General features: G+C 66.6%; 11 protein-coding genes and 1 tRNA gene. 10 read left to right on the top strand and 2 right to left on the bottom strand.

The features are described from left to right. Positions 1-47 precede the first annotated feature (47 nt). Both ychF and AC07OC_RS17945 read right to left on the bottom strand, forming a co-directional pair. The gene (gene ychF, locus AC07OC_RS17950) at positions 48-1,142 is read right to left on the bottom strand and encodes a redox-regulated ATPase YchF (RefSeq protein WP_218296038.1); all 1,095 of its coding nucleotides are present in this window, start codon (positions 1,140-1,142) and stop codon (positions 48-50) included. 82 nt (positions 1,143-1,224) lie between these two features. Beyond that, complete coding sequence (locus AC07OC_RS17945) at positions 1,225-2,094, bottom strand: MOSC domain-containing protein (protein ID WP_218339675.1); 870 nt, start codon at positions 2,092-2,094, stop codon at positions 1,225-1,227. Positions 2,095-2,183: 89 nt separating this feature from the next. On the opposite strand from AC07OC_RS17945, the gene AC07OC_RS17940 reads away from it, so the two are divergent. The 10 genes from AC07OC_RS17940 (at position 2,184) to AC07OC_RS17895 (ending at position 12,654) form a co-directional block, all read left to right on the top strand. Beyond that, the gene (locus tag AC07OC_RS17940) at positions 2,184-3,317 is read left to right on the top strand and encodes an FAD-dependent monooxygenase (RefSeq protein ID WP_218339676.1); all 1,134 of its coding nucleotides are present in this window, start codon (positions 2,184-2,186) and stop codon (positions 3,315-3,317) included. A 52-nt stretch (positions 3,318-3,369) separates the two neighbouring features. Next, a complete protein-coding gene (locus AC07OC_RS17935) occupies positions 3,370-4,098 on the top strand; it encodes a DsbC family protein (RefSeq protein ID WP_218296041.1) in 729 nt (242 codons plus the stop codon). A 76-nt stretch (positions 4,099-4,174) separates the two neighbouring features. Then, positions 4,175-5,986, top strand: coding sequence for a M61 family metallopeptidase (locus AC07OC_RS17930; RefSeq protein WP_218339677.1), 1,812 nt, complete (start codon positions 4,175-4,177; stop codon positions 5,984-5,986). Between the two features lie 105 nt (positions 5,987-6,091). Next, complete coding sequence (locus AC07OC_RS17925; protein ID WP_218339678.1) at positions 6,092-6,871, top strand: enoyl-CoA hydratase; 780 nt, start codon at positions 6,092-6,094, stop codon at positions 6,869-6,871. Between the two features lie 25 nt (positions 6,872-6,896). Continuing rightward, a tRNA-Met gene (locus AC07OC_RS17920) sits at positions 6,897-6,973 on the top strand. Between the two features lie 199 nt (positions 6,974-7,172). Continuing rightward, entirely contained in the window at positions 7,173-7,610 is a 438-nt protein-coding gene (locus AC07OC_RS17915) for a hypothetical protein (RefSeq protein ID WP_218296044.1), read from the top strand. A 95-nt stretch (positions 7,611-7,705) separates the two neighbouring features. Beyond that, complete coding sequence (gene miaB / locus AC07OC_RS17910; RefSeq protein WP_218296045.1) at positions 7,706-9,049, top strand: tRNA (N6-isopentenyl adenosine(37)-C2)-methylthiotransferase MiaB; 1,344 nt, start codon at positions 7,706-7,708, stop codon at positions 9,047-9,049. 22 nt (positions 9,050-9,071) lie between these two features. Next, positions 9,072-10,532, top strand: a complete 1,461-nt coding sequence (locus AC07OC_RS17905; protein WP_218339928.1) for a sensor histidine kinase — start codon at positions 9,072-9,074, stop codon at positions 10,530-10,532. A 55-nt stretch (positions 10,533-10,587) separates the two neighbouring features. After that, positions 10,588-11,220 carry a hypothetical protein gene (locus AC07OC_RS17900; protein ID WP_218339679.1) on the top strand — a complete coding sequence of 211 codons (633 nt, stop codon included), beginning with the start codon at positions 10,588-10,590 and terminating at the stop codon, positions 11,218-11,220. Positions 11,221-11,238: 18 nt separating this feature from the next. Next, positions 11,239-12,654 carry a sigma 54-interacting transcriptional regulator gene (locus AC07OC_RS17895; RefSeq protein WP_218339680.1) on the top strand — a complete coding sequence of 472 codons (1,416 nt, stop codon included), beginning with the start codon at positions 11,239-11,241 and terminating at the stop codon, positions 12,652-12,654. The last annotated feature ends 20 nt before the right edge of the window (positions 12,655-12,674 follow it).

Below are 12,674 nucleotides of genomic sequence, written 5' to 3'. Positions count from 1 at the left end.
GATGCCATCGGGCCCATGGCCCGGCGGAGCTTTCAGCCTCCCAACCCCTAGACGTTGAACAGGAAGTTCAGCACGTCGCCATCCTTGACCACGTACTCCTTGCCTTCGGCGCGCATCTTGCCTGCATCCTTGGCGCCCTGCTCGCCCTTGAGCGCGATGAAGTCCTCAAACGCAATGGTCTGTGCACGGATGAACCCGCGCTCGAAGTCGCCGTGGATCACGCCGGCCGCCTGGGGCGCCGTGTCGCCGATGTGGATGGTCCAGGCGCGCACTTCCTTCACGCCCGCGGTGAAGTAGGTCTGCAGGCCCAGCAGCTTGAAGGCGCCGCGGATCAGCCGGGCCAGGCCGGGCTCCGTCTGGCCCATCTCGGCCAGGAACATGTCGCGGTCCTCGTCGCTCATCTCGGCCATCTCCGCTTCCATCTTGGCGCAGATGGCCACCACGGGCGCGTTCTGGCTGGCGGCGTATTCCTTCAGGCGGTCCAGGAAAGGGTTGTTCTCGAAGCCGTCCTCGCTCACGTTGCCCACGAACATCGCGGGCTTGGCGGTGATCAGGCACAGGGACTTGAGCAGGGGCTGCTCTTCCTTGGTGATCTCCACCGAGCGGGCGGGCTTGCCCTCGTTGAGCGCGGCCTGGATGCGCGTGAGCAGCGCCACCAGCTTGGCGGCATCCTTGTCGTTGCCCGACTTGGCGGCCTTGGTGTAGCGGTTGAGCGCCTTCTCCACGGTGCCCATGTCGGCCAGGCACAGCTCGGTCTGGATGACTTCGATGTCGGAGATCGGGTCCACGCGGCCGGCCACGTGGATCACGTTGTCATCCTCGAAGCAGCGCACCACGTTGACGATGGCGTCCGTCTCGCGGATGTGGGCCAGGAACTGGTTGCCCAGGCCTTCGCCCTGGCTGGCGCCCGCCACCAGGCCGGCGATGTCCACGAACTCGACGATCGCAGGCACGATGCGCTCGGGCGAGATGATGCTGGCCAGCTGCTGCAGGCGGGGGTCCGGCACCTCCACCACGCCCACATTGGGCTCAATGGTGCAGAAGGGATAGTTTTCGGCGGCGATACCGGCCTTGGTCAGCGCGTTGAAAAGGGTGGACTTGCCGACGTTGGGCAGGCCCACGATGCCGCATTGGAGGCTCATGGCAGGGCTTTCTGGAATTCGGAGACAAACCGCCGATTTTACGGGCCCGCCGGCAACCGCCGTTCGGGGGCCGGTTCACGCCTCAATCGAAGCGCAGATCCGCCCCCACCCGCTGCCCCACGCGCAGCATCTGGCCCGCGCCCCGGGCCACGATGGCATTCATGCCGAAGGTGATCGCACCATCGAGGCGCTTGTCCTGGCGGTAGGTCCGCAGCATGTCGCCCACCGCGGGGGTGCTTTCGGCCGTGGCGGGGTCGATGTCGGGGATGGGGCATCGTGAACACGGCTTCACGGGCTGCAGGTGGATCCCGCCTTCCGGGGCCTCCACCCGAATCATGTCCACACGGTCTTCGTCATGGGCATCCACGCCGGCCAGCACCACATTGGGCCGGAACCGCTCCATCCCCACGGGGGCATGGCCTGCCGCCTGCAGCCGCGCATTCAGCTCCTGCATGGAAGCCTCGCTGGCCACCAGCACGGGAAACCCGTCGGCGAACTGATTGGGCGCCTCGATCCCCCCCGTCCACTCCATGCTGGACAGGCGGCGGTGCTCAGGGTCGAAACGGACAAGCCGGCACGGCTGACCCAGGAAATCCGTGAACCACTGGGCGGCCACCGCGCCCATGTCCCAGGCGGGCACCGTATCCCGCCACACGGTCACGGTGGCAGGCGCCTCGACCGCATCGATGGACACGTGCAGGGCCAGCATGCCGGGCGCGCGCAAAACCATTTCGTCGCTCTTGAGCTGCGGCCGGATGAGCGCCATGCGGGGCAGGACGCGCTGGGTCAGGAACATGCCCTTGGCATCCACCACCATCCAGGCGCGGTCCAGGTCCAGCCCGGTCTCCGTGAGCAGCGCCTCCTGCACTTCAATGCCGGCGCACGACTTGACGGGATAGACGAACAGCCGTGCGATGGTGCCCGACAGATCGGAATCAGGGTTGAAGCTCACGCCGGGGTACTCCTTGAAAAACGGGCGGGGATGCGGGCCCCGATTCTGCACTGCGCGCGCGGGCACAAGCCCCCTCCTACAATGCCGCCATGGCCCAAACCTTTGATATCTGTATTCGCGGCACCGGCATCGTGGGCAAGACCCTGGCGCTGCTGCTGGCCCGCGAACGGCTGAAAGTGGCCCTGCTGCCGGCCCCCGGCCCCAGAGGCGCCGCAGCCGCCGATGTGCGGGCCTACGCGCTGAATGCGGCCTCGCGCCATCTGCTCGAATCGCTGCGCAGCTGGCCGGACGAGGAACACGCCACGCCGGTGCGGACCATGCAGGTGCAGGGTGACCACGACGGCGCCGTCCATTTCGACGCGGCCACCCAGGGGGTGGATGCCCTGGCCTGGATCGTTGACGTGCCCGCCCTGGAAGCACGCCTCACGGAAGCCGTGCGCTACCAGCCGCAGGTGGAATGGGTGGAGTCGCCCGTGCCCGCGGCGCTGACGGTGGTGTGCGAGGGCCGCGCCAGCAGCACGCGGCAAGAATTTGGCGTGGATTTTCAGGTGACGCCCTATCCCCAGCACGCCATCGCCACCCGCTTGGAGTGCGAACGTGCGCATGGACAGGTGGCGCGCCAGTGGTTCTTGCCCGACGGCATCCTGGCTTTTTTGCCCTTGGGCGGCCCCCAGGGGAACTCCGTGGCGGTTGTATGGTCCGTCTTGCAGGACCAGGTAGCGCCGCTGATGGCCTTGCCGCCTGAACAATTCGCGAAAAAGCTCCAGGCGGCCAGCCAGGAGGTGCTGGGAAAGTTGGTGCTGAGTGCGGAGCGCGCAGCCTGGCCCCTTCAGCTTGCCAAGGCGGACCGCTGGTGCGGGGCCCTGCCCGCCAGCGGCAAGAACCCGCGCAGCTGGGTGCTGGCCGGCGATGCGGCGCACAACGTGCACCCGCTGGCGGGCCAGGGGCTGAACCTGGGCCTGGCCGATGCGCAGGCCCTGGCAGGCATGCTGCAGGGACGCGACTACTGGCGCAGCGTGGCGGATGTGCGGCTGCTTCGGCGCTATGAAAGGGAGCGCAAGGCCGCGCTCCTGCCGATGGGTTTGGCGACGGACGGGCTGCAGCAGCTTTTCTCCCGCCACGAGGGCCCCCTGCAGGCATTGCGCAACTGGGGAATGAAGGGCTTTGAGCTAAGCGGCCCCTTGAAGAACTTCGTGGCCCGCCAGGCCATGGGAATACATTGACCACATTGCGGCCTCCACCGGGAGGCCGACAGATCTCCGGAACAAGAACACCATGAAACTGATTCCCACCCTGCTCGCCGCAGCCGCCCTGGCTTCAGGCATTGCCGCCTCCGCGCAGGAGGCAGATATCCGCAAGGCCCTCGCCGAGCGCATTCCGCAAATGGACAAGATCGACGAAGTGCGCCCCACGCCCATGAAGGGCCTGTACGAAGTGCGCATCGGGACGGATCTGTTCTACACCGATGCCAAGGGCAACTATGTGATCCAGGGCGAGCTGATCGATGCGAAGGCGCGCCGCAACCTGACGGAAGACCGCATCGCCAAACTCACCGCGGTCGAGTTCTCCGCCCTGCCCCTCAAGGATGCCTTCACCATCGTGCGGGGCGACGGGAAACGCAAGGTGGCCGTTTTTGAAGACCCCAATTGCGGGTACTGCAAGCGCTTCGAACGCGACCTGCAGAACGTGGACAACGTGACGGTTTACCTGTTCCTGTACCCCATCCTCAGCCCAGACTCCGCCGAAAAATCGCGCAACATCTGGTGCGCCAAGGACCCTGTGACCGCCTGGCAGGACCTGATGGTGCGGGACAAGCCCGCGGCTGCGGCAAGCTGCGACACCAGTGCCTTGCAGCGCAATCTGGCCTTTGGGCGCAAGCACAAGATCACGGGCACCCCCACGCTGATCTTTGCCAACGGGGCCCGCGTGCCGGGCGCGATCGGTGCGAAGGAAGTGGAAAAGCGCCTGGCCGAGGCCAGCAGCGAACCCTCCGCAGCGAACTGACCCGCGTTGCGCCGCCGTTGACGCCCTCTCCCACGGGCTGTGCCATCTGCCCGCAAGCCTGAACCTGCAGCTGCCCATGCCCTCTTCCCGCACGCCAGAACCCGCCGCCATCCACTACCGCGTCGAGCCCTCGGACCTGTACGCCCATCTCTTTCGCGTGGCACTGACGGTCACCCGTCCCCAGGCCCTGCAGGAGGTCTCGCTGCCGGTCTGGATTCCGGGGAGCTATCTGGTGCGCGAATTCTCCAAGAACCTGCAGGAGCTCAAGGCCCACCAGGGCAAGCGCGAGGTGGCGCTGATCCAGTTGGACAAGCACCGGTGGCAGGCGGACTGCAGCGTGGACAAACCCCTGGTGCTGACCTATTGCGTCTGCGCCTACGACACCTCCGTGCGCACGGCCTGGCTCGACACATCCCGGGGCTTTTTCAATGGCACCAGCCTGTGCCTGCGCGTGCATGGACAGGAAAAGCAACGCCACACCCTCGACATCGCCAGCACGCCCGCCACGGCCGGATGGTCGGTCGCCACCGGGCTTGCCGCGCTCAAGGCCGACAAAAAGGGCTTTGGCCTGTATGCCGCCCAAGACTACGACGAGCTGGTCGATTGCCCGGTGGAGATGGGCATGTTCTGGATCGGCCGGTTCACGGCCGGCGGCATTGCGCACCGCTTTGTGGTGGCCGGGGCGGCGCCATCGTTTGATGGCAAGCGCCTGCTGGCGGACACCCAGAAGATCTGCGAAACCACGATCCGCTTCTGGCATGGCGATGGCAAGGCTCCCTTCAGGAGCTACCTGTTCATGCTCAATGCCGTGGGGGACGGCTACGGGGGGCTGGAGCACCGCAACTCGACCGCGCTCATCTGCGGGCGCCGCGACCTGCCGCGGCTCGGGGAAACACGCGCCGCGGAAGGCTACACCACCCTGCTGGGCCTCATCAGCCATGAGTACTTCCACACCTGGAACGTCAAGCGGCTGCGCCCGTCCGAGTTCACCGAGCACGACTACTCGCGGGAGAACTACACGCAGCTGCTCTGGTTCTTCGAGGGCTTCACCAGCTACTACGATGACCTGCTGCTGCGCCGCGCGGGGCTGATCGATGAGTCCACATACCTGAAGCTCGTCACCAAGACCATCAACCAGGTACTGCAGACCCCCGGCAGGGCCGTACAGACGGTGGCACAGGCCAGCTTCGATGCCTGGGTCAAGTACTACCGCCAGGACGAGAATACGCCCAACGCGACCGTCAGCTACTACACGAAGGGCTCGCTGGTGGCCCTTTGCCTGGACCTCGCCCTGCGCCGCGAAAGCAAGACCAGCCTGGACGAGGTCATGCGCGCGCTCTGGACACGCTGCCATGGCGGCCCCATGGCCGAGGACGATCTGCGCGCGGTATTGGAAGAGCTGGCCGGCCGATCCTTTGATGCTGAACTGGCGCAGTGGGTGCATGGCACCACGGAGCTTCCGCTGACGGAACTGCTGGCGGCCCACGGCGTGCACCTCAAGGCCGAAACACCCCAATGGGCCCAGCGGCTCGGGCTGCGGGTGGGAGAAAGCCACAGCGTGCACATCAAGACCGTATTGCGCGGCGGTGCCGCGGAAAAGGCGGGCATGACGCCAGGCGACGAATGGCTGGGCATCGAGGTGAACCAGCAGGGATGGCGCATCAGCAAGCTGGAGGACGTGGCGTTCTATGCAGGCACCGAGACGGCATTGACGGCCCTGGTGGCGCGCGATGGCCGCCTGCTGCGCCTGGCGCTGGAACTCCCGTCCCGGGGCCCGTCCTCCGCGCCCAGAAAAACCGCCCGCGGCCCCGTGCCAGCCCCTGCCGTTCCTGACACGATCAGCCTGTCGGTTGCCAACGCGGCCGCGGTGGGGCGCTGGCTGAACTGATTCCCGCTGCGCGGTACGGTGTTCTACCTACCTCCGCGCGCTGCAGCCTCGCTTGGGTATATTCGTTCACGCCGTCATAACCACCTATAAATCCAGGAGATTTCCATGTCCTACGAAACCATCGAGGTCCGCACCGAGGCGGACAAGGTTGGCATCATCACGCTCAACCGCCCCAAGCAGCTCAACGCGCTGAATGACCAGCTCATGAACGAACTGGGCACCGCGCTGAAGGCCTTCGACGCGGACGAGAAGATCGGCTGCATCATCGTCACGGGAAGCGAAAAGGCGTTCGCGGCGGGCGCGGACATTGGAGCGATGGCGAAGTACAGCTTTGCGGACACCTACAAGGGCGACTACATCACCCGCAACTGGGAGGCCATCCGGTCCATCCGCAAGCCCGTGATCGCCGCCGTCAGCGGCTTTGCATTGGGGGGCGGCTGCGAGCTGGCCATGATGTGCGACTTCATCATCGCCGCCGACAACGCCCGGTTCGGCCAGCCTGAAATCAAGCTGGGTGTGATCCCTGGCGCGGGTGGCACGCAGCGGCTGCCGCGCGCCGTCGGCAAGGCCAAGGCCATGGACATGGCCCTGACGGGCCGCATGATGGACGCCGCGGAAGCCGAGCGCGCCGGGCTGGTCAGCCGCGTGGTGCCCTACGACAAGCTCATGGACGAGGCGCTGGGCGCCGCGATCATCATTGCAGGCTTCTCGCAAATCGCCGTGATGGCGGCCAAGGAGTCCGTCAACCGCGCCTTCGAAGGCAGCCTGTCGGACGGCGTCATGTTCGAGCGCCGCCTCTTCCACGCCCTGTTCTCGACCCAGGACCAGAAGGAAGGCATGGACGCTTTCATGAACAAACGCACAGCGAACTTCACACACCAATAATTTTTGTTCTATAATCTGGGGCTACGGTCGTATAGCTCAGTTGGTTAGAGCGCAGCATTCATAATGCTGATGTCGGTGGTTCAAGTCCACCTACGACCACCACATCCAACCCACAGTGCGGCAACCCACTGTGGGTTTTTCTTTGGTGCCGGGCTTTCGTGTTGCCTGGGCTGGCCCTGACAATGCGCAGGCCCCTCCACAGCCGATGGGGTCATTTCCCGCCTCGGACGGTTTGCTGGCTCACGCACCCCCAACGGCAGGTCCGCCCTAGAATTCTCCCTTCAGCCCCTGGATGTAAACCATGAATCGCTGCACTGTTCCCCACCGCGTTCCCGCACGGAACCTACGCCACCACATCGTCGCCGGGCTCGCTTGCGCCCTCGTGTACGCCGCTCTGCCCGCCACCGCCCAGGTACAGCCTGGCCTCGGAGGCATGCGCACGTTCCCTGATGCGGCCCTGCGCGGCACCTTGACCCTCAATACGGTGTCGGAAGCCACGCTCAACGGCCGCACCATCCGCATGGCACCCGGCATGCGCCTGCTGAGCCCGCAGAACACGCTGGTGATGGCGCACACGGTGCTGGGCCAGAGCTACAAGGTGAACTACGTCATCGAAAACAGCACCGGCATGCTGATCACCGCCTGGATCCTGACCCAGGGTGAAGCCGAACAACCCCGCAAGGGCAGTGACACGGTCGAGCGCAACTACCGCGCGGAATCCGACCCCATCAAGAAGTAACACGGCGGCTGCGCCCTGCGCAACCGCGCAGCCGAATGCATGCTTGCGGAGCGCCGGGCGCCCCGCCTTATCCCTTTCCTGATCGCGAGCCCGCCATGGCCAAAAAAGTCTTTATCAAAACCTTCGGCTGCCAGATGAACGAGTACGACTCGGACAAGATGGCCGACGTGCTCAATGCCGCCCAGGGCTACGAGCCCACGCAGAACGTGGACGAAGCCGACCTCATTCTGTTCAACACCTGCTCGGTGCGCGAGAAGGCGCAGGAGAAGGTGTTCAGCGACCTGGGCCGCATCAAGCACCTGAAGGCGCGCGGCGTGAAGATCGGCGTGGGCGGCTGCGTGGCCAGCCAGGAAGGCGCCGAGATCATCAAGCGCGCGCCCTATGTGGACGTGGTGTTCGGCCCGCAGACCCTGCACCGCCTGCCCGAGATGCTGAACCAGCGCGAACGCCTGGACAAGCCCCAAGTGGACATCAGCTTCCCCGAGATCGAGAAGTTCGACCACCTGCCCCCGGCGCGGGTCGAGGGCGCGAGCGCCTTTGTCTCCATCATGGAAGGCTGCAGCAAATACTGCAGCTACTGCGTGGTGCCCTACACGCGCGGCGAAGAGGTGAGCCGCCCGTTCGACGATGTGCTGGTGGAAGTGGCGGGCCTGGCCGACCAGGGCGTGAAGGAAATCACCCTGCTGGGCCAGAACGTGAACGCCTACCTGGGCAAGATGGGGGGCACGGCAGAGATCGCCGACTTCGCGCTGCTGCTCGAATACGTGTCCGACATCCCGGGCATCGAGCGCATCCGCTACACCACGAGCCACCCCAACGAATTCACGCCCCGCCTGATCGAGGCCTACGCCAGGCTGCCCAAGCTGGCCAGCCACCTGCACCTGCCCGTGCAGCATGGCAGCGACCGCATCCTGATGGCCATGAAGCGCGGCTACACCGCCATGGAATACAAGAGCACGGTGCGCAAGCTGCGCGCCATCCGCCCCGACCTGGCCATGAGCAGCGACTTCATCGTGGGCTTTCCCGGCGAGACGGAGGACGATTTCAACAAGATGATGAAGCTCATCGACGACATCCACTTCGACAACAGCTTCAGTTTCATCTTCAGCCCGCGCCCCGGCACGCCCGCCGCCGGCCTGCACGACGACACGCCGCACGACGTGAAACTGCGCCGCCTGCAACACCTGCAAGGCGTCATCAACGCCAACATCAAATCCATCAGCGAAAGCCGCGTGGGCTCGGTGCAGCGCATCCTGGTGGAAGGCGCCTCCAAGCGCGACGCCACCGAGCTCATGGGCCGCACCGAATGCAACCGCGTGGTCAACTTTGTGGGCCAGCCCCGCCTGGTGGGGCAGATGGTGGATGTAACGATCACCGAGGCCAAGGCCTATACCCTGCGCGGCGAAGTGCGCACCCACGAGGCGGCATACGCCGCCTGAGACGCAGCAGACACCCGTGGCAATGCCTGAACACCTGCCACACGCGGATTCGCAGAAGGTCGACGGCCCTCTGCATGGCCTCTCGTTTCAGCAACTGCTGCTCCTGGCGTTCCTGCTCATAGCGGGCCTGCTGGGCGTGAGCTCCCTGCGGGCGCTCTATACGCTGGAACAGCTCATGGTGCAAAGCCGCCACGGCGGCGCGGAGGCAACAGCCCTGAGCACGGCCGCCCAGGCGCTGAACCAGCGTGGGCAGGCGCTGGAGCGCGCGGCCCGCCAGTCCCTGGTGCTGCGGGATGCGCCGCTGCGCCGCAGCTTCAACGAGATGTCCGTGGAGGCGCTGGCCGTTCTCGACCAACTGCACAAGGGCGGACTCCCCGAAGAGCAGTCCGCGCAATGGCGCAGGCATCTGGACGCCGTCAAGGATCTGCTCGATGCCCCGCCAGAGCGGGCGCTGGAGAACGAGCGGCTGGTGGCGGAAGAATTCATCACGCTGGAGGCGCTGCACACCACCATTGCGCAATCGGTGCAGGACATCAATGCCCAGCGCAACCGTGAACTGCAGGACCGGGTCGAGGCGAGCCGCCGCAGCGTGACCCACCAGGTGGTGGGGGTGATCGTCCTGGCCCTGGTGCTGGCCCTGGCGCTGGGCATCTGGCTCGCCCGCCCCTTCAAGCGGCTCGAAGGCACGATCCGGCGGCTGGGAGAGAACCAGCTCGAGGCGCCCGTGGTGATCTCGGGCCCCGACGACGTGCGCCGGGTCGGTCAGCAACTGGAATGGCTGCGGCTGCGGCTGCTGGAGCTGGACGCCGACAAGGCCCGCTTTCTTCGCCATGTCTCGCACGAGCTCAAGACCCCCCTGGCCGCGCTGCGGGAAGGCGTGGCGCTGCTGCAGGACGGCGTGACCGGCGAGCTCAACGCCGGCCAGCGCGAAGTGACGCAGATCCTGCACCACAACACGCTGGTGCTGCAGGGGGAGATCGAAGCCTTGCTGCGCTTCAATGCCGCGGCGTTCGAGGCACGCCAGCTGCAGCGGCGCGACACCGATCTGCTTGCGCTGCTGGAGGCCCAGGTGGAGGCCCAGCGCCTGCAATGGCAGGCCCGTGGCCTGCGCGTGCTGATGGAGGGACCGGCTGTGTCCCTGCAGATCGATGCCGACAAAATCGCCTCGGCCGTCAGCAACCTGCTGTCCAACGCCATCCGTTTCTCCCCCAAGGGCGGAACGGTGCGGCTGTCCCTCTCGCGCCACGCCGACCACGTGCGCGTGGATGTCTCCGACCAGGGGCCCGGGGTGGCCAGCGCCGACCGCGACCGCGTGTTTGAACCCTTTTACCGGGGCATACGCCAGCCCGACGATGCAGTGCGAGGCACCGGCATCGGGCTTTCGATCGTCCACGAGTACGTTGTTGCCCACGGTGGCCGCGTGCGGCTGGTGGAAGACGGCGTCCACTCCTTTTTTCGCATGGAACTACCACATGCCGCCTAGTTATGTCCCTTGCCGCCCTGCCGGCCAGCAAGCCCTGAATTCCCCTGCATGGATCTTGCCGCTGGCCGCAGCGCTCGTGCTGACGGGCTGCAATGCCACCTCGCCCAAGGCGGCAGCAGCGGCGGCAGGAGCGCCCGCCCCCGTCGTGGCGGTTGCCGCCCCGGCCCCGGACGCACCGGAGTCCTTCCCGGCGGGCGAGGCCGCGGCCGCCGGCACAACCCAGGCCGCCGAACCGGTGCTGCAGGTGCTGGCCCAGGCCGACCGGACGCTGCGCATGCCCGCTGCAGAACTGGCCAGGGAAATCGCCCGCCTCGGCGAGGCGGAAGACGCGACGGCGGAAACCCCGCTTCTCCTGGCTGTTGCGCTTGCGCAGACACGCCAGCCCGTCGATACGGCACGTGCCCTCGGGCTGGTGCAGCGCGTGATGGGCAACACCGCTGCCGCGGCGCAGCCCCTGCATCCCCTGGCGCGCCTCATGGAGGCACGGCTGCTGCAGCAACGCCGGCTTGAAGACCAGCTGGAGCGGCAGGCACAACAACTGCGCGATGCACAGCGCCGCAACGACCAGCTCAACGAACGGCTGGAGGCCGTGCGCGCCATCGAACGCAGCCTGACCACGCGCCCCGCCCCGCTTCCTGCCACACCGGCATCAACCCCGGGCAGCAGCCCGCAGCGCCCGGCCCCCTGAGCTTGCGAGACAACGACCATGGCAGCCACTCCCCGCCCCTCCCGCGCAACGCCCGCCGCCCGCATTCTTGTGGTGGACGATGACGCCGACATGCTGCGGCTGCTGTCCCTGCGGCTCCATGCCGCCGGATACGACGTGGTGGCCGTGGGCTCGGCCGAGGCCGCGCTGGCCCAGCTCGACATGGCGCGCCCCCAGCTCGTGCTGAGCGACGTGCGCCTGCCAGGGCGCGACGGACTCGCGCTGTTCGACGAAGTGCGTGCACGCCACCCCTCGCTGCCGGTCATCCTGCTCACCGCCCACGGCACCATTCCCGATGCGGTGGAAGCCACGTCGCGCGGGGTGTTCACCTACCTCACCAAGCCCTACGACGGCAAGGAGCTGCTCGAGAAAATCGCCCAGGCCCTGGCGCTCAGCGCCCCTGCGGTGGCACATGCCCATGCCAACGAGGCATGGCGCGCCGAGATCGTGAGCCGCTCCAACCGCATGACCGACCTGCTGGCCGAAGCCTACATGGTGGCCCAGTCGGATGCGAGCGTGCTGTTGCTGGGCGACAGCGGCTCGGGCAAGGAGCTGCTGGCCCAGGCCATCCACCGCGCCAGCCCCCGTGCGAGCCACCCCTTTGTGGCGGTCAACTGCGGCGCCATCCCCGAGGCCCTGCTGGAGTCCGAACTGTTTGGCCACGTCAAGGGCGCCTTCACCGACGCGGTGAGCAACCACAAGGGGCTGTTCCAGGCCGCCGAAGGCGGCACCTTGCTGCTGGACGAGATCGGCGACATGCCCCCCGCACTGCAGGTCAAGCTGCTGCGGGTGCTGCAGGAGCGCGCGGTGCGCCCCGTGGGGGCCAGCCAGGCGATCCCGATCAACGTGCGCATCATCTCGGCCACGCACCGCGACCTGGAGGCGGCGATGGCCACGGCCCAGTTCCGCGAAGACCTGTACTACCGCCTGAACGTGGTCACGCTGATGCTGCCCACCCTCGCAGACCGGCGCGAGGACATCGCGCTGCTGGCCAACCACTTTCTGGACAAGCTGGCGCGCAAGTACGACAAGCGCCTGTCAGGCTTTGCGCCCGAGGCGCTCAAGGCCCTGACCCTGGCCGCCTGGCCCGGCAATGTGCGCCAGCTCTACAACGTTGTCGAGCAGGTGTGCGCGCTGTCCACCACCCCTCTGGTGCCCCTGACGCTGGTGCAGCGCGCACTGCGCACGCCGTCCACCCAGGTGCTGAGCTTTGCCGAAGCCCGGCAACGCTTCGAGCGCGAGTACCTGGTGGGCCTGCTCAAGATGACGGACGGCAACGTGGCCGATGCGGCGCGCCTGGCGCAGCGCAACCGCACGGAGTTCTACCGGCTGCTGCAAAAACACGCGCTGACCCCCGGAAACTTCAAGAATGACGCCACGGACAACGACGACGTCGCCGATGGGCGACACGACTAAGTATTTGATTTATCTTGGTT

Source organism: Acidovorax sp. GW821-FHT10E04, assembly GCF_059415185.1.
The sequence above is the reverse complement of the archived record's forward strand: the minus strand, read 5'-3'. Positions and strand labels throughout refer to the sequence as shown.

Bases quoted from the DNA above. Each gene is read 5' to 3' on its own strand.
- ychF (WP_218296038.1), bottom strand. From the start codon at position 1,142: ATGAGCCTCCAATGCGGCATCGTGGGCCTGCCCAACGTCGGCAAGTCC.
- AC07OC_RS17940 (WP_218339676.1), top strand. From the start codon at position 2,184: ATGGCCCAAACCTTTGATATCTGTATTCGCGGCACCGGCATCGTGGGC.
- AC07OC_RS17935 (WP_218296041.1), top strand. From the start codon at position 3,370: ATGAAACTGATTCCCACCCTGCTCGCCGCAGCCGCCCTGGCTTCAGGC.
- AC07OC_RS17930 (WP_218339677.1), top strand. From the start codon at position 4,175: ATGCCCTCTTCCCGCACGCCAGAACCCGCCGCCATCCACTACCGCGTC.
- AC07OC_RS17925 (WP_218339678.1), top strand. From the start codon at position 6,092: ATGTCCTACGAAACCATCGAGGTCCGCACCGAGGCGGACAAGGTTGGC.
- AC07OC_RS17915 (WP_218296044.1), top strand. From the start codon at position 7,173: ATGAATCGCTGCACTGTTCCCCACCGCGTTCCCGCACGGAACCTACGC.
- miaB (WP_218296045.1), top strand. From the start codon at position 7,706: ATGGCCAAAAAAGTCTTTATCAAAACCTTCGGCTGCCAGATGAACGAG.
- AC07OC_RS17905 (WP_218339928.1), top strand. From the start codon at position 9,072: ATGCCTGAACACCTGCCACACGCGGATTCGCAGAAGGTCGACGGCCCT.
- AC07OC_RS17895 (WP_218339680.1), top strand. From the start codon at position 11,239: ATGGCAGCCACTCCCCGCCCCTCCCGCGCAACGCCCGCCGCCCGCATT.